The 26,250-nt window shown below is 42.5% G+C and carries 22 protein-coding genes; 6 read left to right on the top strand and 16 right to left on the bottom strand.

The features are described 5' to 3' along the window. Positions 1-97 precede the first annotated feature (97 nt). Entirely contained in the window at positions 98-1,246 is a 1,149-nt protein-coding gene (gene yiaY / locus G3R49_RS05995; RefSeq protein ID WP_167869025.1) for an L-threonine dehydrogenase, read from the top strand. A gap of 445 nt (positions 1,247-1,691) precedes the next feature. Then, complete coding sequence (locus tag G3R49_RS05990; protein ID WP_130597806.1) at positions 1,692-2,057, top strand: cytoplasmic protein; 366 nt, start codon at positions 1,692-1,694, stop codon at positions 2,055-2,057. Between the two features lie 317 nt (positions 2,058-2,374). Here the strand turns inward: G3R49_RS05990 and ltaE are convergent, their stop codons facing one another. From ltaE to G3R49_RS05975, 3 genes are all read right to left on the bottom strand, one after another. Then, positions 2,375-3,391, bottom strand: a complete 1,017-nt coding sequence (ltaE, locus tag G3R49_RS05985; protein WP_167869024.1) for a low-specificity L-threonine aldolase — start codon at positions 3,389-3,391, stop codon at positions 2,375-2,377. 138 nt (positions 3,392-3,529) lie between these two features. Continuing rightward, positions 3,530-4,354, bottom strand: coding sequence for a mechanosensitive ion channel family protein (locus G3R49_RS05980; protein WP_130597808.1), 825 nt, complete (start codon positions 4,352-4,354; stop codon positions 3,530-3,532). A 26-nt stretch (positions 4,355-4,380) separates the two neighbouring features. Further along, on the bottom strand, positions 4,381-5,178 hold the full coding sequence (locus tag G3R49_RS05975) for an OmpA family protein (protein ID WP_167869023.1): 798 nt from the start codon (positions 5,176-5,178) through the stop codon (positions 4,381-4,383). A gap of 647 nt (positions 5,179-5,825) precedes the next feature. On the opposite strand from G3R49_RS05975, the gene G3R49_RS05970 reads away from it, so the two are divergent. Further along, positions 5,826-7,331 carry a peptide MFS transporter gene (locus tag G3R49_RS05970; protein WP_130597810.1) on the top strand — a complete coding sequence of 502 codons (1,506 nt, stop codon included), beginning with the start codon at positions 5,826-5,828 and terminating at the stop codon, positions 7,329-7,331. A 191-nt stretch (positions 7,332-7,522) separates the two neighbouring features. On the opposite strand, the gene G3R49_RS05965 is transcribed toward G3R49_RS05970, so the two are convergent. Both G3R49_RS05965 and G3R49_RS05960 read right to left on the bottom strand, forming a co-directional pair. Then, complete coding sequence (locus tag G3R49_RS05965) at positions 7,523-8,644, bottom strand: response regulator (RefSeq protein ID WP_167869022.1); 1,122 nt, start codon at positions 8,642-8,644, stop codon at positions 7,523-7,525. Between the two features lie 39 nt (positions 8,645-8,683). Then, complete coding sequence (locus G3R49_RS05960) at positions 8,684-9,496, bottom strand: VacJ family lipoprotein (RefSeq protein WP_167869021.1); 813 nt, start codon at positions 9,494-9,496, stop codon at positions 8,684-8,686. 525 nt (positions 9,497-10,021) lie between these two features. Here G3R49_RS05960 and G3R49_RS05955 point away from each other — a divergent pair. Together G3R49_RS05955 and G3R49_RS05950 are read left to right on the top strand one after the other, a co-directional pair. Continuing rightward, positions 10,022-12,811, top strand: coding sequence for a hypothetical protein (locus tag G3R49_RS05955; RefSeq protein ID WP_167869020.1), 2,790 nt, complete (start codon positions 10,022-10,024; stop codon positions 12,809-12,811). A gap of 63 nt (positions 12,812-12,874) precedes the next feature. Further along, a complete protein-coding gene (locus tag G3R49_RS05950) occupies positions 12,875-13,189 on the top strand; it encodes an EscU/YscU/HrcU family type III secretion system export apparatus switch protein (protein ID WP_167869019.1) in 315 nt (104 codons plus the stop codon). Between the two features lie 6 nt (positions 13,190-13,195). Here the strand turns inward: G3R49_RS05950 and G3R49_RS05945 are convergent, their stop codons facing one another. Beyond that, positions 13,196-13,435: an MBL fold metallo-hydrolase RNA specificity domain-containing protein gene (locus G3R49_RS05945; protein WP_167869018.1), complete on the bottom strand. Its 240-nt coding sequence runs from the start codon at positions 13,433-13,435 to the stop codon at positions 13,196-13,198. 393 nt (positions 13,436-13,828) lie between these two features. Here G3R49_RS05945 and G3R49_RS05940 point away from each other — a divergent pair, with 393 nt between their 5' ends. Continuing rightward, positions 13,829-15,295, top strand: coding sequence for a capsule assembly Wzi family protein (locus G3R49_RS05940; RefSeq protein WP_167869017.1), 1,467 nt, complete (start codon positions 13,829-13,831; stop codon positions 15,293-15,295). Positions 15,296-15,448: 153 nt separating this feature from the next. Here G3R49_RS05940 and galE read toward each other — a convergent pair whose 3' ends face one another. The 10 genes from galE to G3R49_RS05890 all read right to left on the bottom strand — a co-directional run bounded on the left by galE (position 15,449) and on the right by G3R49_RS05890 (position 26,230). Continuing rightward, positions 15,449-16,459 carry a UDP-glucose 4-epimerase GalE gene (galE, locus tag G3R49_RS05935; RefSeq protein WP_167869016.1) on the bottom strand — a complete coding sequence of 337 codons (1,011 nt, stop codon included), beginning with the start codon at positions 16,457-16,459 and terminating at the stop codon, positions 15,449-15,451. Between the two features lie 2 nt (positions 16,460-16,461). Beyond that, positions 16,462-17,349 (bottom strand): UTP--glucose-1-phosphate uridylyltransferase GalU, encoded by an 888-nt coding sequence (gene galU, locus G3R49_RS05930; protein WP_167869015.1) that lies wholly within the window; start codon positions 17,347-17,349, stop codon positions 16,462-16,464. A 33-nt stretch (positions 17,350-17,382) separates the two neighbouring features. After that, positions 17,383-18,405, bottom strand: a complete 1,023-nt coding sequence (locus G3R49_RS05925; RefSeq protein WP_167869014.1) for an NAD-dependent epimerase — start codon at positions 18,403-18,405, stop codon at positions 17,383-17,385. A 57-nt stretch (positions 18,406-18,462) separates the two neighbouring features. After that, positions 18,463-19,428, bottom strand: a complete 966-nt coding sequence (locus G3R49_RS05920) for a DHH family phosphoesterase (RefSeq protein WP_167869013.1) — start codon at positions 19,426-19,428, stop codon at positions 18,463-18,465. A gap of 3 nt (positions 19,429-19,431) precedes the next feature. Next, positions 19,432-20,073, bottom strand: coding sequence for an adenylyl-sulfate kinase (gene cysC / locus G3R49_RS05915; RefSeq protein WP_167869012.1), 642 nt, complete (start codon positions 20,071-20,073; stop codon positions 19,432-19,434). A gap of 28 nt (positions 20,074-20,101) precedes the next feature. After that, positions 20,102-21,829, bottom strand: coding sequence for an SLC13 family permease (locus G3R49_RS05910; RefSeq protein WP_130597819.1), 1,728 nt, complete (start codon positions 21,827-21,829; stop codon positions 20,102-20,104). Positions 21,830-21,918: 89 nt separating this feature from the next. After that, the gene (gene cysN, locus G3R49_RS05905; RefSeq protein ID WP_130597820.1) at positions 21,919-23,325 is read right to left on the bottom strand and encodes a sulfate adenylyltransferase subunit CysN; all 1,407 of its coding nucleotides are present in this window, start codon (positions 23,323-23,325) and stop codon (positions 21,919-21,921) included. A 69-nt stretch (positions 23,326-23,394) separates the two neighbouring features. Further along, entirely contained in the window at positions 23,395-24,303 is a 909-nt protein-coding gene (gene cysD, locus G3R49_RS05900; RefSeq protein WP_167869011.1) for a sulfate adenylyltransferase subunit CysD, read from the bottom strand. Between the two features lie 154 nt (positions 24,304-24,457). Beyond that, positions 24,458-25,327: a glycosyltransferase family 2 protein gene (locus tag G3R49_RS05895; RefSeq protein WP_167869010.1), complete on the bottom strand. Its 870-nt coding sequence runs from the start codon at positions 25,325-25,327 to the stop codon at positions 24,458-24,460. Between the two features lie 3 nt (positions 25,328-25,330). Further along, positions 25,331-26,230 carry a glycosyltransferase gene (locus G3R49_RS05890; protein ID WP_167869009.1) on the bottom strand — a complete coding sequence of 300 codons (900 nt, stop codon included), beginning with the start codon at positions 26,228-26,230 and terminating at the stop codon, positions 25,331-25,333. Positions 26,231-26,250: the final 20 nt, after the last annotated feature.

Here is a 26,250-nt window from a genome sequence, read left to right as displayed (position 1 = left end):
GTTAGCACTAGATCACACTCTCCAACGCCGTAGCCTGCTAATTTTAATTCAGATTTGAAATTTTAAAACATTAAATTGAAACTTTAGAGAGGCACTTATGGCAGCTAAATTCTTTATTCCAAGCGTAAACATTCTTGGTCAAGACAGCGTGAACGAAGCCATTAACGACATCAAAGCGCTAGGCTTTGCCAAAGCACTTATTGTGACCGACAAACCACTCGTTGATATTGGGTTGGTGGCAAACGTGGTTGATAAATTACAAACTCAAGGTATTGAGTCAGTTATTTTTGACGGCGTTCAACCAAACCCAACAACCGGTAACGTTAATGCCGGTCTTGAGCTTTTAAACACCAACAAATGTGACTTCGTGATCTCACTTGGCGGCGGCTCACCTCATGACTGCGCCAAAGGCATTGCGCTCGTTGCAACCAATGGTGGCGAAATTAAAGACTACGAAGGTGTAGACGTTTCAAGCAAACCGCAACTTCCATTGGTCGCCATTAATACAACTGCCGGCACCGCAAGTGAAATGACCCGTTTCTGCATCATTACCGATGAAGAGCGTCATATCAAAATGGCAATTGTAGACAAAAACACCACACCAATTTTGTCGGTGAATGATCCAGAGTTGATGCTCGAAAAACCTAAAGCACTAACAGCGGCAACCGGTATGGATGCACTAACTCACGCAGTAGAGGCTTATGTGTCTATCGCAGCAAACCCTATTACTGACGCCTGTGCAATCAAAGCAATTGAACTTATTCAAGCCAACCTAGTTAACGCTGTGAATAAGGGCGACGATATTAATGCACGCGAGCAAATGGCTTACGCTCAATTCTTGGCGGGTATGGCATTTAACAACGCAAGCCTTGGTTATGTGCATGCAATGGCGCACCAGTTAGGCGGGTTCTACGACCTACCACACGGTGTATGTAATGCGGTTTTGCTGCCACATGTTCAAGAGTACAATGCTCAAGTGGTCCCTGCCCGCCTTAAAGATGTGGCGATAGCCATGGGGCAAAATGTAGTAGGCTTAACTGATGAGCAAGGTGCACAAGCAGCAATTGAAGCGATTCGCACGCTATCTGCCGCAGTAAGCATTCCTGCAAACTTGACTGAGTTAGGCGTAAAAGCCGAGGACATTCCGACACTTGCTGACAATGCGCTTAAAGATGCTTGCGGTTTAACCAACCCTAAACAGGCAACCCACGAAGAGATTTGCGCCATCTTTACGGCAGCGCTTTAATGCTCACTGACTAAGCACAGCTTATTGTCTAGAGTGAGCACAAAGGTTAAAAAGAGAGCTTCGGCTCTCTTTTTTATTGGCGCTTGTTTATTAGCCCTTTTAACTTGCTCTATATCTAGCGTCATAGCGCAGCACTCAGTTTTCTATGCGGATATCTACTTAGCTCAGAGCTTGGTAATTCAGCCAGCAACAGGCACTTAGGTGGTAAAAATGGGAGAGCCAAAAGAAAAATGACGAGAGATTGAGGTAAAGAAAATCAAACACTTCAACCTTACATTAAGCGCCTTTTTACTATTAATCACAAGTGGTTAATTACAAATATTGGTATTTAAATTCGTCTTTGTTAATTAATGGTAGCTAGCTCTAAATATTGCTCGCTAACTTTGACGCTTTCAAAATTTAACGACTATGATGAAGTTAATTCAATCGCAATAGGTAGGTACCAATGACTGCTATTACCCATGTTTACAACTACACTGTTCGCTGCCCGCATTACAAAGATAAAGACCAACCAGCAAGCTGGCTTAACCATATCGAAATCAATAACTCTTCTGAGATTGCCCTTAATCGCATCACCAAATGGCATAACAACTCTGGCACTAAGTTAGGCGAAGTAGAGAATTTTATTATTCGCAAGGCTGACAATGAAGAAGCCTACTTTGTGGTGCAAAGTAATCGCCTGCCTCACGATGGGCATTCACTGGTTACCTTTAAAATCTTCCTCGACGACTGCTGTAAAGACGCTGATCCAATTGAAATTACCCACCACCTAGTTAGCGATTACAAAAACCGTATTGCTAAGGTAGCGTAACAATAGTTGGCTTAAGAGCATGTTACGTAACTAAACGCGGCTTATTAACAGCAAACTTGTCAGTCTTAAGCCTAAATCAAAAAAGCTCGCTAATATAAGCGAGCTTTTTCGTTGAACTGGTACTAAGTCTATTATCAAGCTTTCAGTACAGTAATACCAATTGGGATAAATGAGTGATCAGATATTACGCATGAAAAATCGTTTAGAACAAGGCAGAAATTGCAGTTAGCTAGTTGCTCTACCTACAAAATTTCTAACGAAGTTATAAACGATTTTAACCAGTAAGAATGATCACATTCTTATGCTAATTGGTATGATTAGCAAAGCGCTTGTTTGAGCGCATCAACAAACTGTCTCACACCTTGCTCGCTAATATCTTTGTGAGTAACTAAACGCAGCTTTTTCGCCACGCTAAACACAAAGCCTTGCTTGGCTAGCTCTGCAGCAAGTTGCTTAAGCGGCTTGTTACCCTGCGCTTCACCTAAATAATCACAATAAACCATGTTAGTTTGTACTGGCTCGACATTGAACTCATCCATTTCAGCAAGCAAACTCGCAAGTAAGCGTGCATTAGCGTGGTCTTCAGCTAAACGGTCAACTTGTTCAGTGAGTGCTAGCTTACCTGCAGCGGCTAGCACACCTGCTTGCCTCATGCCACCACCAAGCATTTTACGCCAGCGAATGGCCTTGTTAATCAGCCTTTCATCCCCAAGCAAAATTGAGCCTACCGGCGCGCACAAACCTTTAGATAAGCAAATTGAAACAGAGTCAAAATACTGAGTGATATTGGCGATACTCGTTCCTTGTGCGACAGCCGCATTAGCTACGCGGGCACCATCAAGGTGGATCTTTAAATTATGGTTAAACGCCAATTGCTGCGCGTTAGCTAAATACTCTTGAGGCAGCACTTTACCGCCGATGGTGTTTTCTAAACTCAGTAAGCGCGTTTGCGCAAAATGAATATCCTTGGGCTTAATCGCTTGTTCAATATCGCTCAGTAAAATGCTGCCATCAGCCTGGTTAGTTAACGGCTGAGGTTGAATACTGCCAAGCACTGCAGCACCGCCACCTTCAAACATATAGTTGTGCGCTTGCTGACCACAAATGTACTCATCACCACGCTCACAATGAGCCATTAACGCCAATAAGTTCGCTTGCGTGCCCGAGCATACAAATAACGCACTATCAAAACCAAACATATCAGCAGCAAAGTCTTGCAGCTCATTCACCGTTGGGTCGTCACCATAAACATCATCTCCTACCTCTGCACTTGCCATGGCCTGACGCATAGCTTGAGTTGGCATGGTTACGGTATCGCTTCTGAAATCGAACATCTTCTGTTACCTGGTGTGTTGGATTATTTGGCCGCTATCATAACCTCTCTTCAAATGCTTGTACCTGTTGGCGCCCCAATTTAGTGATAAACGGACATAAAAAAACCAGCCGAAGCTGGTTTTTCATCATTACTGAATTTACTGAGCTGGAAGCTCTTTTACATTCAAATCCATTTGTGGGAATGGGATTTCAATGCTGGCTTCATCTAGTGCATTTTTGATTTGCTCTAGTAATTCAAAGTGTGCTGGCCAGTAATCAGAGGTTTTCACCCATGGGCGCACAACAAAGTTAATTGAGCAATCTGCTAACTCACCTAATGCAACAGTGTAAGCAGGATCTTTTAGCACGTATTGGTTGTTGTCTAATACCGCTGAAATCACTTGCTTAGTTTTGGCGATATCAGAGGTGTAACCCACACCAATGACTAAATCAACGCGGCGATTCTCTTGAGCGCTGTAGTTAACAATGGTGCCATCCATCATTGCAGAGTTTGGTGCAATAATGGTTTTGTTATCGCCAGTGCGAAGCTTGGTAGAGAAGATAGTAATTTCATCAACTACGCCGGCAACGCCTGCAGCCTCAACAAAATCACCTACGCGGCAAGGACGGAAGATAACCATAAGGACACCGGCTGCAAAGTTAGATAGCGAGCCCTGAAGCGCTAAGCCAACGGCTAAACCAGCCGCACCGATGACCGCAACAAGTGACGCGGTTTGTACGCCAATTTGCCCTAGTGCTGCAATAACGGTAAATACAAACACTAAGCCCCAAACCAAGTTTGCGACAAACGAGGCTACCGTTTTGTCGATACCACGGTTTGTCATGAGTTTGTCTGTCAAACGTTTGAACACGCCAGCAAAGTATTTACCCACTACAAAGATAACAATCGCGGCAAGTAGTTTTAGACCATAAGTGGCCACAAACACTGGTGCTTGTTCTAATAAACCTTGAAGGTTTTCCATTGTCTTACTCCCTTAAAATAGCAGAATCATTCTGCCGAAATTACAAACTCTACACGTCGATTAAGCAATCGACCTTGTGCAGTATCATTGCTGGCTACGCTGCGTTTATCCGCTAAACCTACGACATTCACCTTGTCAAAATTAATACTTGTCGCTTCTGCCATTAAGGCGTTCTTGACGGCGACTGCTCGCGCCAATGACAAATTCATATTTACCGAATCACTTCCGCTAGTATCGGTATGCCCTTCAATGCTTAGGCTAAAACCTTTCGGCAAAGACTCAACAACCACCAGCAGTTTATACAAACCCGGCCACTGCGTTGCTGACACCTTATTCTCTCCAACGCCAAAATAAACAGGTGCTAACAAGTTGTTAAGGCAAGTAAATTCTTCAGAATTTAAACCCGCCTTCTCCGCACATGCCTGAACTTGCTGTTTTATCTCGTTAGCAAGTGCTGACTTCATTTTGCTGCTTGCTTGGTCTGGGCGGTTATCATCAAGTAAGGCATCTTGAGCCACTGCTTGCTTGGCGGATTGTTTAAGCGCACTAGCTAGCGCTACATCGTCTGGGTCTTGACAACCGTTTGCCATCACCACGACATTTGCAGGCGTATCTGGGCAAGCATCTTTTTTATCAGGCACCCCATCTTTGTCAGTGTCTTGCCAAGCTGCGCTTGCGGAAAAGGCGACAAGCAATGCAAACAGTAAAATGACACGTGCTGCAGCCCTGATAGCTAAATCAAGCGACTTGCCGTGTTCAAGCAACTTGCCGTTTGAGACGCGAAAAAGGCCTACCTGATCACAGCTAAAAATATTTACCTTCATGTTTTACCTCTACCGACAAGGTTTTAAGCAACACACAGGCGCGTTCACTGTGTAAATAAAAGCTTAAGTGAGTGTCAAACAGGTAAGAGATAGTTAACTTTGGCAATATTGTAAACATTTGTTAATGATATGCAAAAGCAATTTAAGATTTACATACGCATGGCGTTCTCTTACCCGAATTAGCCGATGCCCCACCATTATTGATCTGGTTCGACTTATTTTATATCGGCGAGCAGCTGGATAACTGTACTCACAAAAATGTGGTTATTAAGCCCCTACTCACTCAAAAAATCAAAGTGGTGTAAGTTTGGGATTAGTGCGCGTCTAACAACAAGTAAAAGGCTGACTAAAGTAGGATAAACGTGACAAGTTATTTACATCTAATTTGCATGTCTTATCGCCTGCTAACCGCATTAGCATTGACTTTACCGCCATTAAAAGGGTATATAAGGTTAACTTTTTAATGTTTGACGGTGTATCGACACCGAAAAGAAGTTATTTAATATAAAAAATAAACAATTAAGCGTGCTTTTTTGAATAGTTAACTTTGATTTACATTTTGTTACGAGTTCATCAACAGCCGCATTTTGCAAACAATTTCTGCAAAGTTTTTTGCAGGCAATCACAAGCTTAAGGTGGAAGACTTAATGAGTGAAGCAAAAGCGCCGGGCACTATGCTTGGGCATCCAAAAGGATTGTTCCTTTTATTCACAACAGAATTATGGGAACGTTTTAGTTACTACGCAATGCGTGCAATCTTGGTACTTTATTTGGTTGATAAAGTACAGTCGGAAGGCGGTAGTGGTCTAGGTTGGACCCAAGCCGATGCACTATCTCTATACGGTACCTTTACCGGTCTTGTTTACTTAACTCCCCTCATCGGTGGCTGGTTAGCCGACAACATTCTTGGTCAACGTAAAGCTATCTATATTGGTGGCTTCTTAATGGCAGCAGGTCAATTTACTCTGGCCGCACCACACAGCTGGTTCCCTGGCTTAGAAACGACTCTTTTCTATATTGGTCTAGGTACACTGATCATTGGTAACGGCCTATTTAAGCCAAACATTTCGACCATGGTTGGTGATCTATACGAAGAAGGCGATCATCGCCGTGACGGTGCGTTCACCATCTTCTACATGGGTATTAACGTTGGTGCTGCGCTGTCTGGCTTCATCGTAGCTTGGGCTTACACTTCATTCGGTCACACAGCTATGGTTGACGGCCAAGAAGTGATGATCAACAACTGGCAAGCTGGTTTCTTCTGTGCAGGTGTTGGTATGGTGCTATCACTGATCATCCAGTTCATGTTCGCTCAAAAACTACTTGGTGACATCGGTACTATTCCGGCTGCTAAGCTTGAGAAGCAAAAGAACGAAGCGAAAGGTGAAGTTCGCAAAGAGCCACTTACCAAAGTAGAGCGTGACCGCATTAAAGTAATCATGGTAATGGGTCTATTTACCATTATCTTCTGGGCTGGCTTCGAGCAAGCTGGTGGTCTAATGAACCTGTTCACCAACGATTTTACTGACCGTATGATTGGTGGTTGGGAAGTACCAACGACTTACTTCCAGTCTCTTAACGCTATCTTCATTGTAATCTTCGCACCTGTTATCGCATCTATCTGGATCCGCTTAGGTAAGAACGAGCCAAACTCACCTGTTAAGTTTGCGCTAGGTTTATTCCTGCTTGCTGTTGGTTTCCTATTCATGATTGGTGCTGTACTAGAAATGGGCGGCGACGCAAATGCTAAGTCAAGCATGTGGTGGTTAGTGGGTGCATACTTCTTCCACACCATGGGTGAACTATGTTTATCGCCAATTGGTCTATCAATGGTAACTAAACTTGCTCCTCTGCGTATTGCATCACTACTGATGGGTGCTTGGTTCCTATTCATCGCGGCAGCGAACAAGATTGGTGGTCTAGTTGGTTCACTAATCGGTCACGGCGGCGAGAAAGAAGAACAACTCGCTAACGCGATGGCAATCTTCTCAGGTATTGCGATTACAGCGACTATTTCAGGTATCATCTTGTACTTCATGGCTGATAAGCTAGTTGACTGGATGCACGGCGCTGAAGGTCACGCTGAGTCTGAAGAAGAAATGCTAGAAGAAGAGATTGCTGTTACAGCTGAACATGAAGCAATCAAGCGTTAATTCTAAGCTTATATTTATGCTAGTTGCACGCGTAGTTAGCTGCATGAACATTTAGTTACATGCGTAGGTTACATAGCTAGCCACTACACAGACAACTAGTCAAAACTAAAAAATCCCCTTGATTGGGGATTTTTTGTGCCTGTAATTCAGGTTATTTCAAAGGATGAGTCAAGCGGCCAACGCTACAATCGCTATTCACACTCTAGCTGAATAAAGCCTCCAGCCTTAGTGTTAGCATCAAACACTAACCCTTCAAACCTATTCTCAAGTAGTGCCTGTTTATGCTCCGGCAAATAGGTCGCAATACAAAGCTGCTCGCCTAGGGCTAAATGACGCGATAAAACCTTTGGCGCCTTCCAAGTAGGAAAGCCAATGGGGTCGGTTTCAGAAATAGCAAGCGGTGCTAAACCTGTTGGATTACGAAGGTAACCCCTTAACCCTTTGCCAGATTGTGCAATGGCAACACGATATTCAGACAAATCTAGGCTAACATAGATAATATCCATCAAGATATGTAACCCAGAGCTCGCCAAGCGCTCATTGAGGTATTCAAGCATTTTACACGGTTGAATGAGCACTTCACTTTGGTCATTACGAAACAGCTTTAATTGCTGATTGACAAAGCTTCTAAGCAGCACGCAGCCAAATGCTGCGCTGTTATCCTCCGGCATAAAGTGCGCCATATACAGCACTAGGTGCTCGTCGCCCACCATGGTAGAGTCAATAAAAAACGCACTGACATCGCTATTTTTATACAAGGTGTAATTAATCAGCGCATTAGGGTATTCAACGCTTGAGGACGGAAATAACTGCTGCTGCACACTTTTAGCGGCCTCAGCGCTTTGCTCTAGCAGTAGCAAATTGTCATTGAGCTCTTGATAAGAAAGCTCAATCAGCTCTGTGCTATGGGGCGCAATAGCCTGCTCTACCGGCTTAGAACCGGTAAGTAGTGCTTGCTCTACCGCTTGCTCGATAATAAACAGATCTGCGACGGGCTTAACCAGATAGTCGCTGGCACCAATGCGCAGCGCCTCTACGACGTCAGACATGGCATCATTACCAGAGATAACAATTGAAGGAATAGCGGGGTCGATATCGACCATCTGCCTAAGCATTTCTAAACCATCAACAATGGGCATGCTTAAATCTGCAATGACGATATCATAATGTTCTTGTGTGAACAGTTGCACGCCCTGCTCACCATTACTTGCTTGCTTAACTGATGCACCCTGAGAAGATAAAAAATCAGCGACTAGTTGACGAAAAACTGGGTCATCTTCCACTAAAAGTACAGCAATATCTGTTAGTGCCATAAACAACTCCCAGACTTAGTCAGGGAGTGGCTTCTCTGACTAATCTAGCTCGTCCATATACTCATCTAATAATTCGTCTTCTTCGTAGTCTGAAGGGACAATACCGTCGTGAACTTTGTAATCCATGTGCTGTAAGTAAGCTTCTTTTACAAAGGTATATGGGTCGAGCGCATTATCTAATAATCTTTCTTGATCGATTGCTGCTGCGCGTTTGTGTAGGCTTTTTAAGCCCCACTTTAAAACTGATTGCCAAAAAGTAAACTCCGACAAAGGAAAGTATAGACCATCCACCCAATCTGTTGTGAGTTCGCGCGTTACATATGGACCAAAGAAAGGTGCCATAAAGTAAGGACCGTTGGGAACGCCATAATAACCAAGCACTTCGTTAAAGTCATCTTGTTTACGAGAAAGTCCCATCATATCAGCAACATCCACCACACCTAGCAGGCCGATAGTCGTGTTGATAGTAAAGCGTCCACCTGCGTTGGCAGCCCAGCCCCACTTACCCTGAAGCGCATTGTTAACCATGGAACTTGGCTCTTCAAAGTTAAGTACAAAGTTATTTACGCCACTTTTTACCGGCATTGGTACATAGTCCTTGTAGCCATGGGCGACAGGGCGAAACAGGTATTTATCAAAATATTGATAATTGAGGTGCCACATGGCGCGGTTAAAACCTTCAAACGGATCGCGCTCGTCGTTATAAACGACTTCAACCACAGGCTGTTGTTCATCTTGTGTGGTATGTGCAGGAGGAAGGCTGCTTGGAAAAGCCGCTAAAGAGTGACTAAACAAGGCTGTACTGGCACACAAAACAGTGAAAAAAGGAAGTAACGTCCTTACATACTTCATATACATCTCTTACTATCTAAACTTAGGATAGGAATTGATACCAACCAACACAACTAAGTGATCATTCTTACTGGTTATTTTTATTGGTGAAAATGGCTTATAACTTTTAGAAATTTGGAAGTTAGGCTCACTAACTAATTGCAATTTCTGCCGCGTTATAAGCGATTTTTCCGGCGTAATCTCTGGTCACTTTATCTATCTAAGTTGGTATTAACCAAACGTCACTGCATCGTTAAATTGACATTCTGGTGAACACACTGTAACTCTCGAACTATAGTGCTAATGCTAAGGTGTGGCTAAAAGCCAAGGCTTAGCTATAAAGCAAGCACTAAAGCAAATGCAATGGTTCTCAAGCAATGAACGCCTAAGCCGATAATAATTGAGAACAACGCAGTGATTTTGCTAGCAAGCATACTGCTTAGTCAGCAACAAACAAAACAAATATTTGTAAAACTTCATAAACAATTGGCCTTGGTAATATCTCATAGCTATATCAAGGGCGATATTGGATAACACGATAACCTTATGAACTCAGCTCGGACGTCACCAGTAAATAGCAAGTCTGATGTCAGCACGTCAGAGCAAACCAATGGCGCGCGCACAAACCTTGTTACTTCAGGTAAGCCTGACCAATTAAGCAAGCAGCAAGCTCAAGTTAATAGTGGACGGACACTTAATACTGAGCAGCGCCAATATAAACAACCGATTAGTCAGCAACAAAGCCAAGCACAAACCAGAAACACAACACCGCGCGATGTAACATCCAACGCAGCCCATGCATCTAACAGGCAACAAAGCATCGATACAAGAACCGTGAGCGTCAATGCCCAACGTGTTGAAGTACATGTGAAAAACCTAGAGCAGTTAAATTATTTAGATAAGCAGCTTGCGCAAACTAAATCTGTTGAAGTTGCTATCACTCAAGCAAAGCCTCAACCTACTGCTAAGTTGACAACTCAGCTAGCTACTCAGTCTAACGCTCAACCTAATACCCAAAACAATCCAAACATCACAGTTCAAAGTAATAGTCAGCAATCACAAACTAATACAAACTCGTTCGCACAAGCCGTGGTTTCGATTTCAGGGAACACCCTGTCGGCAGAATTGTCGCAGTCTCAAGCGAAACAATTGCATCAAGCCGGGCAAGTAGTAATAACACAGGCGCAATCTAAAGCGTTACTCACCGAATTAGCCAAACTTGCAGTAACAGCATCAAGCCCCGATTCCTTAAAATTAGATGCAATAAAACAAGCGGCAATAGCTGAATCAAACCAAGCCACCAGTGCACAGCAGACAAAGCTCGCGAGTCAGCTCATTTTGTTAGCTCAGAGTATGCAAATAAAAATGCCGCAAGCATTGCAGCAATTAGCACAGCAAAATGGCGTTTCAGACACCCAGCTTGCCAACCTGGCTTCACGCTCACAGGGCTACCCGCTACCTACGAGCCAAATTCAACAGCAGCAAATGCAATTTGCTGATGGACCGAAAATTCAGCTTGATAGTCAACCTAGAATAAGTGGTGGCGAATACCTGGCAAAAATTGTGAGCCACGGCGATAAACTCGCACTGCAACTAACAAAAATTCTTGGCTCAATTGATGTTGAACTGTCACCTAAAACGCAATCGAACATAACCACAGCTGAACACAATGATGTCGTCATAGCCAAGCTAGAGCCGGCACAAATCTTGGGGCAAATGCTAAAAAAACTTGATGCTACACCGCTTAATGCCCCCCAAAACGTTAAGCAAAGTACCGGCTCGAATTCACCATCAAGTACAGTGAATCAAGAAGCTACTAAAACGGCGATGCAACCAAGCGCATTGACTCAACAAACAAATTCACCTTCATCAGCTACTTCCGCCACAAGTTCGTCGACATCTAGCCCTTTAAACAGCGAAATGGCAGAGCTGGCAAAGCAAGCAGCAAAGGCTCTCACCGAAGGTAAAATCACAGCTGACAGCACCAAACTGAAACACTCTGCAGAGTTATTAAGTCAATCAGCAAAAAGCGATGCAACTTCAACTAAACCAGAAGTTGTTCTAACTAAACCAGAACTTGCGCCAACTAAAGCTGATGTCGCGAGAGCACAAGCTGTCCAACTACAGAGCGGTCAATCAAAACAAGTTTTAGCCTCGACAATTCAAGGCGACTTAGTGAGTAGCAAGGGCGCAGAAGCGAGCTCTTCGAAAGCAATGACTAACCCAGGTCAAACTGGAATTAACTCAACAGGAACAGCTAGTAACTCAGCAAGTACAGTGCAGGCAAACCTTGATGGAGTAAAAGCCAAAGAAACAGCTCAACAGCAAACCATCGCACCAAATAAATTAGCAAGTGAGGTGAAAGGCGATTCAATAAAATCCGCTCAAGCTGATGCGAAAGCACTAACTTCACAACTAAATGCCGCAGCCCAACAGGACAAATCGATTCTTGGACAAGCGCCAAAGCAGGTTAATACTAAGACCGAGAGCGCCGAGGTCATGTCGCCGCTCAAAGTATTGTCTAAAGCACTGTCAAAAGCTGGAGCAATGACAGCAACAGAAGCTCAGCCGAGTGTAAAAGTGAGTCTTGCCAACGAGCTACTAAAACTCTTACCTCAGCTATCTCCGAAACCACTCACGACGCTTGCAGAGCCAAAACAACTACAAGCAGAGCTTATGGGGTTAGCGTCAATTCAATTAAACCAACCCGCGGCTCACAGCACGCCACTGATAACAGGTAGCGCCATTACCACGTTATTTCAGGTACTTTTAGGCGTGCGCGCCAACAATAGCAACACTAAGTTGTCACCAAAACTTGCCGCCCATGTACAAAAGCTACAACAAACTGCATTAAGTCGATTAGCTACCAGCAGCGGCTTATTAGCGGGACTAGACAAATCAAACACCTTAGAATCACTCGGTCAACTCGCCCAAAGCTTAAACGTATACCAACAAGCGAGTGGTGAAGCCAATCAAGCTGCCACCTGGTATTTTGCCCTGCCCTACATAATTAATAACAAACAGGAGCAATTTGAGGGTAAGTTCGAACAAGAACAGGACGAGCAACAGCAGAAAAAAGGTTGGCGCTTACAATTAAAATTTAATTTATCTCAAGGCGCTATCGTGTTTGCAGCACACAAACATGGCGAGCAGTTCGACCTTAAAATTCAGGCGAGTAATCAATCCACAATAGATAAAGTGGCTAACTTTGAACAGGCGCTCACGCAGAAGATAAACGACATAGGGTTTAACTTGAATAGCATTAAAACCGAAGTGACATCAATCCCGCCAACGCTGTTACCTGGCGACCACTTTCTAGTAAAAACGCTGGCGTAGACGTTAATCAAGCATCTAAAACTAAACGTTGAACGTACGATACGGACACAAGAGCTGAAATGAATGAGCGAAGATAAACAACCACTAAAGAAGCAAGCCGTAGCATTAAGCTTTGATGGCAAGAATGCGCCTAAGGTTAGCGCAAAAGGTGAAGACCTTTTGGCGGAGGAAATTATTGCCGTTGCCAAAGAGGCTGGTGTGTACATCCATCAAGATGAACACTTGAGCAACTTTTTGCAGATGCTAGAGCTAGGCGAAGACATTCCCAAAGAGCTGTACTTACTCATCGCTGAACTGCTCTCTTTTGTTTATATGCTCGATGGAAAATTCCCAGAGCAATGGAATAATCTGCACAAGAAGATTGTTGAGCAGGCTTAAACCTATTTAGCGGCCTTTGTCATGATATTTGACAGCCACTACCTCGCAATAAGGCAGTAACTCTCGATAGCATGCAGCAAACGCTTGCCTAGCGACTTCATCTCCATAATCAATGCGAATATGCTCGGGTTTGTAGTACATTCGCTTTACAAAGTTAATCATATCTTTCTGAGCTTCATGAGCAGAATAACCACTGAACGTATGTACACCCGCCTTAATATCAATACGCTGTTGATCAATAGTCACGTAACATTTATCAATACAATAGCTACAAAATCCAATCTATGACATTGCACTAAAGCAGGTCAACTGATCAGCTTAACTCAAGCCTAAACAATATCTATAACTATTCACAAGTTAAGTGAATAAAGCTTAGTTAATACATGCTCATCATCCCCTCAGTCAATTTGTATCAATAACTCGCAACTGTCCATGATTTTACGGCAGTACCATGGATTAACTCGTTAAATATACTGTTTGCTATGATAGTATTTATTTTGAGTGCAAATTTGATGGACCAAATTGTACCTTTGCATACCAAATAGCTTAGGTTTAATCTCCCTCCATCAAATTAATTCCTTATTATGTTTATCCAACCGCAATACATTAGGTGTATTGGGTTAACTGAGATGAGTTTTCATGAAACTAAAATTGCTTGCTGGAATAACCTTACTCACCAGTTTCACCGCACAGTCAGCTTGGTGGGTAGAGCCAACAGACTTACCACTTAGAGCAGACATTCAACTACTTGCAGATACAGGAGTCATTATTCAACCTGTCACCACCTACCCTTTAATGTGGTCTGCAATAAAAAAGGATTTAGATAAAGCCGCAAACACATCAATGACAGTGCGACAAAAAGACGCTTATGCACGCGTGATGAAAGCATACAATAAGGATCATCAACCTACATCGCTAGGCATAGGGTTAACTGGTGCAAACGAAACGGCACGTTTTATTGGTTATGGTAATGACTACCGAGATAAAGCCGAAGTTAAAGTAAATGCTGAAGTAACTAAAGAATGGTTCAGCGGCCGATTAGCGGCAAGCTATCACCATGACCCAATCGACGGTAATAAATCACGTTTAGACAATAGCTTTGCTGCAGTAAAACTCGGCAACTGGATTGTCATCGGCGGTGCGATACAAAAATACTGGGGGCCAGGTTGGGACTCAGGTTTAATCCAGACCAATAATGCTCGTCCTATGCCAGGTATTACACTGTCTCGAAATGACAGCAACGCCTTTGAAACACCATGGCTTAGCTGGGCTGGCCCATGGACGTTCACTACAAGCTTTAGCAAGATGGAAAGCGATAGATATGTACCGAACGCACGTCATTGGGGAGCTCGAGGCACTCTTCGCCCGCTTACTCAGCTTGAAGTCGGTTTTTCGTGGACCATGCAGTGGGGTGGCGATGGTTACGGAAATAGCTTAAGCGATTGGTGGAACGGCTTGTTTAATGGCGGTGTAAGCGAGGGCGACGTTAAGAACGGCCAGGAAAATATGTTAGCTGGCTATGACTTTAGGTGGTCTGACACAGCCTGGGGGATCCCTTATGGTATCTATTACGAACGTATACATGAAGATTATCATAACGAAAAGCACAAACTTATTAATGCATCAAATATGGGGGGCGTTGACTTCTACTTTGCTGAAATTGATACCCGTTTATTTGTAGAGTACACCGACACTACCGCATCATGTGGGCTGTCAGATAAAGTTTATAACTGTATGTACGAGCACGGATTTTATAAGAGCGGATACCGCTATTACGGCCGCAGCATAGGCACGACTTATGATAATGACTCACGCGTGCTGGTACTAGGTGGTATCACCCGTTTACAAAATGGTCAAAGCCTAACAACTAAGCTACGCTGGGCTAAATTAAACATAGATAGCTCAGATGTAGCAGCACCAGGTGGCAATCCTGTCTCGCTAGGTAAATACGAAATGCTTTATCAACTAGATGCAAGCTATCATCGCCCTTTCTACGATGGCAAGCTCAAAGTCGGTGGCACTGTTGGCTATAGCACTTATCCAGAAGCAACTGATAGCAGTGACTGGGAAACAACCGTTTATGCAGGTTGGGAGCGCAAATTTTAAAGCTTATCAATGTGTTGAGTGATGGCCTTTTAAGTCAGGCCTTTTGTAGAAGCCTTTGTTGTAAAAAAAGCCACCTTCTTGTAAGGTGGCTTTAATCGCTGTTTGGCTGTTAGATACTTCAATTAGAAGTTGTTTTAATTGGCAACAAAAAAGCTATTCAAACCCATTAGGATTCATAGACTGCCACTTCCAACTACTTGCTACCATGTCTTTGAGCGTATGGGTAGCCTCCCAACCTAATTCTGCTTTAGCCTTAGTTGGGTCAGAGTAGCATGAGTCTATATCTCCTGGCCTTCTGTCGACTAATTTATATGGGATCTTTTTATCAGCGGCATTTTCAAATTCGCTGACCATATCAAGCACGCTGTACCCCACCCCTGTACCAAGATTATATGTGACTAATCCTGGATTGGATTTAAGTTTTGTTAGCGCTGACAAATGACCTCTAGCCAAATCGACGACATGAATATAATCCCTAACTCCAGTGCCATCATGCGTATCATAGTCATTTCCAAACACACTCAAGTGTTCACGCTTACCCACAGCCACTTGTGAAATAAAAGGCATAAGATTATTTGGTATGCCATTAGGGTTTTCACCTATAAGGCCGCTTTCATGAGCACCTACTGGGTTAAAATACCTTAAACAAGCTATATTCCAACTCTCGTCCGACTTAGCTAAATCATTCAGTATATTTTCTACCATCAATTTAGACTGACCGTACGGATTAGTTGCAAAAGTTGGAAAAGTCTCTGTGATTGGAAGTGAGGCAGGGTTACCATATACAGTAGCTGACGAGCTAAACACTAAGTTTTTAACTCCAAATTCAGCCATAACTTCGCACAAAGTAACGGTTCCAGTCACATTGTTGTGGTAGTACTTTAATGGTTGCTCTACAGACTCTCCCACAGCCTTTAGACCAGCAAAATGAATTACAGCTTCGATTTGATGTTTAGTAAATATCTTACAAAGGGCTGCACGGTCAAGAATATCACCTTGATAAAAAGTTACCTTTTTCCCCGTTATCTCAGTGATACGCGACAGGCTCTCAGAACTAGAGTTAGTTAAATTATCTAAAACGACGATATCATTCGACAGACCAAACAATTCTACAATAGTGTGGCTACCGATATATCCTGCGCCACCTGTGACTAAAATACTCAAGCTTACTGTTCCTTTAATATTGAAGCTACTGCAGACTTAAACTCTGCGCCAAGCTTCTTGTCACGAATGCCATATTCTACAAATGCCTTTAAATAGCCTAGCTTGTCACCACAGTCGTGCGACTCCCCAGACATTTTGAAAGCTTCAACAGTATCTTGCTCAATCAGCATGTCAATCGCGTCTGTTAACTGAATTTCATCGCCTGAACCTGCTGGGGTTTTAGCTAATAACGGCCAAATTTTTTCCGATAAAACATAGCGACCAACCACAGCTAAATCTGATGGAGCATCATCAGTGGCAGGCTTTTCAACCATGCTGTGAATCACGGCTGATTCACCTTTGCCAAGCTCGGCACCATTACAATCAGCAATACCGTATTTATTGACTTCTTCCTTAGGTACTGGAGAAACCATAATCTGACTAGCACCAGACTCATTAAAGCGTGACATCATCGCGGCTAAGTTTTCTGTTTTTTGACAAGCTGAATAGCTGGCAAGTAGAACATCAGGCAGTACAACGGCAAAAGGGTTATTGCCGATACAAGGCTTAGCACATAGCACTGCATGCCCTAACCCTTTCGCTTCACCTTGACGCACATGTAAAATAGTCACATCTTTTGGGCATATAGACTGAACCTCTTCTAAAAGCTGCCTTTTAACACGCTTTTCAAGAATAGATTCAAGCTCAAATGACTTATCAAAGTGGTTTTCAATCGCATTTTTACTGGCATGTGTTACCAGTACAATCTGCTTTGCTCCAGCTGCAACACATTCATCAACTATGTATTGAATTAAAGGCTTATCCACCAACGGAAGCATTTCTTTTGGAATGGCTTTGGTCGCCGGTAGCATACGTGTTCCTAGCCCTGCTACGGGAATAACTACTTTCATAATAATCCTTTGTATTAACTATAAAAAAATACTTTACTGTTTATGGTAATAAGATAAATACCAATCGACAAAACATTTTACTCCCTCGCTAAAGCTAACGCTTGGGCTAAAACCTGTCATCTCTCTCAGCGGTTCAGTATCAGCCCAAGTAGTGAGTAACTCTCCCTTTTGCATCGGTAACATACGTTTCTTAGCTTGCTTACCTAACACCTTTTCAATCTCAGCAACAAAATCCATTAAATTAACAGGGTTACCACTACCAATGTTATATACCTGGTAGGGAGATGAACTGTGGGCAATGGACTCGGTATACATGGCTTGCTTGGTATCCCAAGCGCTATTTTCGACAGGAGGGTGCTCAAGGACTGCCATCAAACCGTCAATGATATCGTCAATATAAGTAAAGTCCCGGCTTAACTGGCCATGATTATAAATATCAATGGTATCTCCAGCGAGAATAGCCTTGGTAAACTTAAACAACGCCATATCAGGCCTTCCCCACGGGCCATAAACAGTAAAGAAACGCAGCCCAGTTGTGGGTAACTGGTATAAATGAGAATAGCTATGGGCCATTAACTCATTGGATTTTTTAGTCGCCGCATAAAGAGATAACGGGTGGTCTACATTGTCAGCCGTAGAATACGGTGTTTGTGAATTTAAGCCATATACAGAGCTTGAAGATGCATAGACCAAATGCTCGATACGATTTCTTTTGCATGCTTCGAGAACAGAGAAAAACCCCATCATATTGGCGTTCATATACGAATGAGGGTCTTCTAAAGAATGTCTAACACCAGCTTGTGCTGCTAAGTGAATAACGGCGTCAAAGTTGTATTGTGCAAAAATTTGTTGTACGGGCTGGATATCTGCAATATCCAGTTGTTCGAAATGAAACTCAGTATGCTCACCGATCCACTTCAAGCGATTAAGTTTGAGCTCGACATCATAATATTGATTGAGATTATCGACACCTACTACGCTATGTCCCTCAGCGAGGAGTCTTTTTACTGCGTGCGAGCCAATAAATCCTGCAGCGCCCGTTACTAATACTTTCATTTACCGCCTTAATTTATTGGGCTTAAAGAATAATCCGTAATTCTACCAAAACTACTATTAATGTTTGCTGTAATAGTCTTCTGTAATATCGATAAACCGTTGTACCTGATCTGCTTCCAATCGATTGATGCCTGCAGCACCAGCTCGCCCACCACCGGTTAGAAATTGATTACATATATCTCCAGCTCCACACTTATTATTGAGTGGTGCGCGCAGAGAAACTAAATAGCTATTATCTGCATTCGGAGTTAACACAGCATGTGCACGTTCAGGGGCTTGGTTTGCCAATAGGTTACCATATACACCGCTAATACGCTTTGACCAAGTTTCATTTGGTAAATGTATTAATGTTAATAACTTCCCTTGATAACTCGGCTTCACAGAGTTAGCTGAAGCTAAATCACGTTCATACGCAGCCTTAAGTTTGTAATACGGTGAATCTGACGCTTCAAAAACGTCAAACGGCGATGAATACTTGTACAACGCCTGATACAAATCTGCTGGTGAAAAGTGCAAGTCAGCTAATTCAGCGCCATAACCATTGTAATTTATGAGTATACCCAACTCTTTCAAACGTCGTTTCTGCTCTTGGCTCAAACCCGCAGCTTCCGCTAGTTGATCAGCTTTGGCAATAAGGTTATCGCCATAAGCTGCTGTAATTGCCCAAGCATGATACTTGCCACCTAGAAGCTTATCAATAATTAGCGCGGTACAAGTATTCGCATCTAAATCAATATGTGCATCAAGGCTTTTTGATTCAGGGATACTGCCAGAGCGATGGTGATCGGCGTAAAACACATTTGCGCCATTATTTAACGCTTGCTCCAGTGCTACACAATTCTTTTCCATTGAAATATCCAACACAGTGACACGGTCACCCTCGCTCGCATCAACCTGTTGAAGCAATGTAATGTCACGTTTAACACCTGTGATCAAAACTGACTGTTTCGGCTCGTTAAGGCGCAATTGAATCAGAGAGATAATGCCGTCTGCATCTCCATTAAAAACATCAAAATGAGTCATTTTCTACCTACTTAAATATCCATATTCACGTAAATATTCAACTACAAGCTCTGCACATTGCTTCACAGATTTATCAGCCGTATTCACTATAATTTCAGGGCTTAACGGAGCTTCGTAACTCGAGTCAATTCCGGTGAAGTTCTTAATTTCACCTGCACGGGCTTTTTTATACAAGCCTTTGGGATCGCGTTGCTCACAGACCTCTAGCGGTGTATCGATAAATACTTCAATAAACTGGCCTGAGCTTAGCTGCTTTCTGACCATATCCCTATCTTGAGTAAAAGGTGAAATGAATGCTGTTGAAACAATCAAACCCGCATCCACAAACAACTTTGAAACCTCTCCAATGCGACGAATGTTCTCGACTCTATCGACATCAGAAAAAGACAAGTCACCATTGAGGCCATGACGCACGTTATCACCATCCAAAACGTAGGTTTTACAACCGGAGTCATGTAATAACTTGTCCACTGCATTAGCAACGGTTGACTTGCCTGAGCCACTTAAACCAGTAAACCACAACACAGCTGGTTTATGTCCATTGGCACCCACCCGTTCATCATGAGTAACGCTTGCTTGATGCCAAACAACATCGCTCGATTTATCACCAGTAACGTCAACTTGTTTGTAAGGGGATTGAGACATACATAAACCTATATATTTAAATCTATTTTTAAAACGGGAAAAAGTAAGGAACAGAAACTATCACTATCAATCCATAAACAATGCTGACAGGCAGTCCAACTTTCACAAAGTCCCCTAGTCTATAGTTACCTGAGTTGTATACCATAAGGTTAGTTTGGTAACCGTATGGGCTGACAAAGCTACCACTTGCAGCAAAAGCTACAGTCATGACAAATGGCATAACATCCACGCCAAAGCCTAATGCTAAACTGTACGCGATGGGGAACATCAATGCCGCAGCTGCATTGTTGGTCACAAGCTCTGTCATTAACCAGGTAATCAAATAAACGGCAATTAGCGCTAAATACACATGTTGCTCGCTAAAAGCCCCATTAGCTAGTGTACTAATAGATTCTGCTACACCTGCGTTAACTAAAGCGTGCGACAACAGAATTGCCGAAGACACCACTAACCAAATATCAATAGGGAGTCGCCTAATAATTTCATTAACATTAAGTGATTGGGTAAAAATAAGTCCACCAAGCAAAATGATTAACCCTTCTAGCAAGTCAATCAAACCAACGGATGCACTCACAATCATTGCCGCAAAACCAAAGGTTGCCAACCAAGCACGCCAACCACTCAACCGCGTTTCAGTCTCGACACCACTTAACAGGATGAAGTTTTTACTGAGATTACGACGAGACTTAAAATCATCACCTACGGCAAGCACCAAAAAGTCACCGGCTTTGATTTTGACCTCGCCTAACTTACCTGATACCTGTTCTCCATCACGCCTAATCGCCACTACTGCTGCATCAAACAAAGCTCTGAAACCTACTTGCTTTAATGTTCTCCAAACTAAAATGCTTTCATGGCGGACAACAACTTCAGTTAAGTTAGAGTCTTTTAAATCACTCTGGTGGGCAAAGGTTTCTAAGCCGCTAAATTGTTGTAATTGAGCCAGCTTTGTTATATCACCACTAAAAATTAACCGATCATTTTCTTGTAATGTTTCGCTTGGGTAAACAGGACTGATCAGCCTCCCATCGCGAACAAGCTCCACTAGGAACAATGACTCTAAATGTCGTAGTCCATTAGATTCTACCGTTTTTCCTATTAACTCAGAGTCTGAGGTGACTTTAGCATCGATAAAATAGCCTTGCTCACCTTCAGTTTGTTGGTGCGTATTTGGTAAATACCTGACAAAAAAGCCCAGTATAGAGCCGCAAACAACAACCAACATGATACCAATTGCGGTAAAGGCAAAAAAATCAATAGACTTACCTGTCGCATCAATATAAAGGCTATTTACAATCAAGTTGGTAGAAGTACCAATAAGAGTAAGCGTTCCACCTAGGATGGCCGCATATGATAACGGCAGTAGCAGCTTGCTAGCATAGTGGTGTGGGTTATTTCGAATCGGAGATAAAAGCGTCGCAACAACAGCGGTGTTATTTAAAAATGCAGAACATACTGCAGTAGTTGAAAACAACCTAACGAAAGTTTTGGCATAACTAGGAACGATGATTTTTGCGGCAATCGTTCTGAGCGCTCTGGTTTTCTCAATCGCGAATGAGCAAATAATTAATAAAATTAACGTGACTAACCCCGGGTTTGCAATACTGGTGATCAGTTGTTCTTTGGAAACCAAGCCAAAAGTTATCAATGATAGGAATGTCACTCCGAATACCGCCGCAGGTCGATTTTGAAACCTGAGCAACCCAACAATTGTGAGCGTAAAAATCGTGGTAGTTATAATGGCTTGTGGAGACATAGACTCATCGATACACTTATAAAAACAAAAGGCTGCACTGCATCTCGCAGAACAGCCCTAATTTATACATATGCTTCAATTAATAGCAATCAGCTAATAACTTTTGCTCCCCAATGTGGGAAGTGTTTACGCACAAGCGCATTTAATTCAATTTCAAACTCCGAATGTTCTTTTTTATGGGTAATATCTTTATCATCGAGGGCATTACGGATCATACCGGCACCTACTGTTACATTGCTTAGTCTATCGATAATAATAAATGCACCCGTTGAACGATTAACCTTATATGAATCAAATTGAATCTCTTCATTTAAAGCAAAACGACAACTTCCCATTTCATTCAATGCAAGATATGAAGAATTTGAAACCTCAAGCGTGTTTACATCCACACGATTATTGACCTTCTCAACATAGCCATAAACCGACTTACTACCGACCTTGATAACATATTCTCGGTCTACCTGCAGAGCTTCTTCAGCCATCCATACTACGTCGGCATCAAAACTATTGCTTGAATAAGGAAGTTGATGCGGACGAACCAGCATGTCACCGCGACTGATATCAATTTCATCTTCAAGGGTAATAGTAACTGCCATTCCTTCATAAGCTTTCTCTAGCTGACCATCAAAGGTGACTATCGACTGCACTTTACTTTCTTTACCAGAAGGAAGCGTACGAATTGTATCACCAACGCGGATATCGCCTGATGCAACTGTGCCACAAAAACCACGAAAATCGAGGTTTGGACGATTAACGTACTGCACCTGCATTCTGAATGTACTTGATTTATCACGATTGACTGAAACAGTATTCAGCAATTTCATCATTGTCGAGCCAGGGTACCAAGGCATGTTGTCGCTCTCGTTGACAACATTGTCACCTTTAAGCGCAGAAATCGGTACAAACCGAATATCATCAAACTCTAAAGATTCAGCGAACTCTCGATAATCTTTCTTAATTGCTTGATAAACACCTTGATCGTAATTGACGACGTCCATTTTATTGATGGCGATGATCACATGTTTAATGCCTAACTGCGAACATATGAAGCTGTGACGACGCGTCTGGACTTGCACACCATGGCGAGCGTCAATCAAGATAATAGCTAAATCTGCTGTTGAAGCGCCCGTGGCCATATTACGAGTGTACTGCTCATGACCTGGAGTATCAGCGATAATAAATTTACGCTGCTCCGTAGCAAAATAGCGATAAGCCACATCGATAGTAATTCCTTGTTCACGTTCAGACTGCAAACCGTCAACCAGTAAAGATAAGTCAAAGGACTCATCTGTAGTGTTAAAGCGTTTAGAGTCTTTTTCGATAGCAGCCATTTGGTCTTCAAAAATCATCTTGCTATCAAACAGCAAGCGCCCAATTAGCGTTGACTTACCATCATCAACACTGCCGCAAGTTAAAATTCGCAGCAGATCTTTATTTTCATGTACCTTTAGGTAGGCTTCGATATCAGAAGCAATAAGTGACGTACTATTCGACATCGTTAAATCCTTTAAATCTTTACAACAGGCTGAGAGACTATATAAGTCGTTTCTAACAAGAAAAAAGAGCTAGAAGTAACCTTCCATTTTCTTCTTCTCCATAGAACCTGCAGAGTCATTATCAATCACACGACCTTGCCGCTCTGAAGTGGTACACAACAACATTTCTTGAATAATTTCCGGAAGGGTCTGTGCAACAGACTCAACGGCACCGGTAAGTGGATAACAGCCTAACGTTCTAAAGCGAACCATCTTAGGTTGTGCGACTTCTCCCACCTCAAGTTCCATACGGTCATCATCAACCATAATTAGGGTACCGTCGCGCTCTACAACTGGGCGTTCTTTGGCGAGGTATAAAGAAGGAATTTCAATGTTTTCCAAGTAAATGTATTGCCAGATATCTAGCTCAGTCCAATTCGATAAAGGAAATACGCGAATACTCTCACCTTTATCAACTTTACTATTATAGATATTCCATAATTCTGGACGTTGATTTTTAGGATCCCAGCGGTGCTTACTATCACGAAATGAATATACACGCTCTTTCGCGCGAGACTTTTCTTCATCTCTACGCGCACCACCAAAAGCAGCATCAAAGCCATGCATGTCTAGGGCTTGTTTTAAGCCTTCAGTTTTCATGATATCAGTGTGCTTCGCACTACCATGAGTAAAAGGGCTGATATTCATTTCTAAGCCGCGAGGGTTTTTGTGGACGATTAAGTCAAAACCATACTTCTTTGCCATGTTATCTCTAAACTGGATCATTTCTCTAAATTTCCAGTTGGTATCAACATGCAACAAAGGAAAAGGAATTTTTCCTGGATAAAAGGCTTTGCGTGCTAAGTGAAGCAACACTGAAGAGTCTTTACCTACAGAGTAAAGCATTACAGGGTTATCAAACTCTGCTGCGACTTCTCGCATAATATGAATTGATTCAGCCTCAAGCGCTCGTAGGTGAGTTAACCTTTCTTCGTTCATAACAGTTTCGAGTTTCCCAAAATAAAATCGTTTATTGCTCAATCACACAATCAAAGTATGCTGTTCTAAGCTCAAACAATACCACTTCCGACCTGGTTATTCATTACTTACTTAGCTAAAAACATAAATATATATAACCATATGGCATATAAGACTAGCGCCGATTTGTAGCGTACGAGCCGGAAATACCTTTCAACCCGTCAACTAACCCATAAAACATATAACGGATCCTATCCAGCCTATTTTGTTGCATTGTGCTATTCAGAAAAAACCTAACGGGAATAAGCCCAAGACATCTAACTTTCCAATACAAGGGAACATATGAACGTCTACTAAGTAGTAAGATGTTTCTAAATTGATAGTAGAGCCTAATTGGCGAGCCAACTTTATAGGTAACTCCAATAAATTTACTGCGTGAGTCACCCAAACGATGAACCATCTCTATCTTCTTGGCTTTAGCGATTTGCAACCCCATATCTCGGGCCCGCCAACACCATTCATGATCCACGCCATCAATAAAGAGTTTCTCGTCCTTAAAGCCTATTTGATCCAAGAAACCCAAATCGATAAGCATCCCAGAAGCAATAATCTGCGTTACACCGACGAGCTCTTCATACTCAAACACTTCTCTTTGAATAAGCGAGCGCTCAGTTTTATGAGTAAAACTACAACTGATACTAGGGCCGATGGCGGCAATATCTTGCTTCAGGCTTTTAGAGGCCATCATTAAACTTGATAACCTAAAAACAAAATCCGTAGTAATTTGACTGTCTTGGTCAAGCAACAAACCATATTCACAGCCGATAGAAAGTAGATAACGCAAACCGTGATTATGTGCTGCAGCGATCCCTAAGTTTGCAGGAAAATGCATATACTCATAATGTTCGATTACTTTTGAAAAATCGTGAGCTTTAGGGCTGTTATCTACGATAACCACATGCTCAGTTTGGCTGTACACCCTAGTTAGCAATCGTTCAGTTAATGCCAAGTCTGGATTGTAAACAACAATAATCGCACCAATCATAATTTAGTTGTTCTTTTTCATTTTCATCAAGCGCCTATCTATGTAATAGGCCCACTTTATTATAAATCCGGGCATCATACGTAAGGTTAATACCATAGTTGCGTATGTCAGATTAACAACACTCACTTGATTAAGTAAGCGCATCGCCATTAAGCGAGCCTTAAACTCGTTAATAGACTTTCCTCTACCACGACGTTTGTAAAAACCATTGATGCGGCGAAAGTGGAGCAATGGTTCTTTCACGTTTGCAAACTTATAGCCTGCGGCCGCGAGTTCAACCCATAGGAAATAATCTTGAGTATTTAACATATGCCCTAAATAGCGATGCCCTTGTTCGAATACTTTGTAACGTATAGCTACGGTAGGGTGATTAATAGGACAACGTCTAGCTAACGATTTTATAAGCGCCGTATGCTTTTTTGGTAAATGCCGAACTCCTACGCGATTCTCTTTTTCATCAACTTCCCACAATGCACTACCTAGCACGTCGACATCAGCGTGGGAGTCAAGCAGTTCCACCTGCTTTTCAAAGCGATGAGGTACAGATATGTCGTCAGCATCCATTCTAAAGAAGTAGTCAGGTTGATGCGGTTGAACAAAATCAATCACAAAATTCATACAGCGAGCTAAGCCAATGTTACTTTGTGAATGAACCAGCACAACTGACGATTCAGACAACTCGAGTGTAGCTAAATACTTAGACACTTGCTCATCGACATTACCATCAATAACAACTACATATAAACATGGGGGCAAAGTTTGCCGCAAAATACTGTCAACAGCACGCTTTATCCACTCTAACTTGTCTTGTTTATAGACTGACATTCCACAAACAGTTTTAAGCTTACTTGGAATTGGATTTGAAGCTTGTACCACAAACTGCTTATCATCATTATCTATCATCTATCTAACTTCATCCTCAC

Source organism: Shewanella sp. WXL01, from assembly GCF_012263345.1.
GTDB lineage: Bacteria > Pseudomonadota > Gammaproteobacteria > Enterobacterales > Shewanellaceae > Shewanella > Shewanella maritima.
The sequence above is the reverse complement of the archived record's forward strand: the minus strand, read 5'-3'. Positions and strand labels throughout refer to the sequence as shown.

Excerpts from the sequence above, each read along its gene's own strand:
- G3R49_RS05980 (WP_130597808.1), bottom strand. The coding sequence starts at position 4,354 with ATGGAAAACCTTCAAGGTTTATTAGAACAAGCACCAGTGTTTGTGGCC.
- G3R49_RS05990 (WP_130597806.1), top strand. The coding sequence starts at position 1,692 with ATGACTGCTATTACCCATGTTTACAACTACACTGTTCGCTGCCCGCAT.
- G3R49_RS05920 (WP_167869013.1), bottom strand. The coding sequence starts at position 19,428 with ATGACTCATTTTGATGTTTTTAATGGAGATGCAGACGGCATTATCTCT.
- G3R49_RS05975 (WP_167869023.1), bottom strand. The coding sequence starts at position 5,178 with ATGAAGGTAAATATTTTTAGCTGTGATCAGGTAGGCCTTTTTCGCGTC.
- ltaE (WP_167869024.1), bottom strand. The coding sequence starts at position 3,391 with ATGTTCGATTTCAGAAGCGATACCGTAACCATGCCAACTCAAGCTATG.
- G3R49_RS05970 (WP_130597810.1), top strand. The coding sequence starts at position 5,826 with ATGAGTGAAGCAAAAGCGCCGGGCACTATGCTTGGGCATCCAAAAGGA.
- G3R49_RS05940 (WP_167869017.1), top strand. The coding sequence starts at position 13,829 with ATGAAACTAAAATTGCTTGCTGGAATAACCTTACTCACCAGTTTCACC.
- G3R49_RS05965 (WP_167869022.1), bottom strand. The coding sequence starts at position 8,644 with ATGGCACTAACAGATATTGCTGTACTTTTAGTGGAAGATGACCCAGTT.
- G3R49_RS05960 (WP_167869021.1), bottom strand. The coding sequence starts at position 9,496 with ATGAAGTATGTAAGGACGTTACTTCCTTTTTTCACTGTTTTGTGTGCC.
- G3R49_RS05895 (WP_167869010.1), bottom strand. The coding sequence starts at position 25,327 with ATGATTGGTGCGATTATTGTTGTTTACAATCCAGACTTGGCATTAACT.
- cysC (WP_167869012.1), bottom strand. The coding sequence starts at position 20,073 with ATGTCTCAATCCCCTTACAAACAAGTTGACGTTACTGGTGATAAATCG.
- cysN (WP_130597820.1), bottom strand. The coding sequence starts at position 23,325 with ATGTCGAATAGTACGTCACTTATTGCTTCTGATATCGAAGCCTACCTA.
- G3R49_RS05890 (WP_167869009.1), bottom strand. The coding sequence starts at position 26,230 with ATGATAGATAATGATGATAAGCAGTTTGTGGTACAAGCTTCAAATCCA.
- G3R49_RS05925 (WP_167869014.1), bottom strand. The coding sequence starts at position 18,405 with ATGAAAGTATTAGTAACGGGCGCTGCAGGATTTATTGGCTCGCACGCA.
- G3R49_RS05955 (WP_167869020.1), top strand. The coding sequence starts at position 10,022 with ATGAACTCAGCTCGGACGTCACCAGTAAATAGCAAGTCTGATGTCAGC.
- yiaY (WP_167869025.1), top strand. The coding sequence starts at position 98 with ATGGCAGCTAAATTCTTTATTCCAAGCGTAAACATTCTTGGTCAAGAC.
- cysD (WP_167869011.1), bottom strand. The coding sequence starts at position 24,303 with ATGAACGAAGAAAGGTTAACTCACCTACGAGCGCTTGAGGCTGAATCA.
- G3R49_RS05950 (WP_167869019.1), top strand. The coding sequence starts at position 12,875 with ATGAGCGAAGATAAACAACCACTAAAGAAGCAAGCCGTAGCATTAAGC.
- G3R49_RS05910 (WP_130597819.1), bottom strand. The coding sequence starts at position 21,829 with ATGTCTCCACAAGCCATTATAACTACCACGATTTTTACGCTCACAATT.
- galU (WP_167869015.1), bottom strand. The coding sequence starts at position 17,349 with ATGAAAGTAGTTATTCCCGTAGCAGGGCTAGGAACACGTATGCTACCG.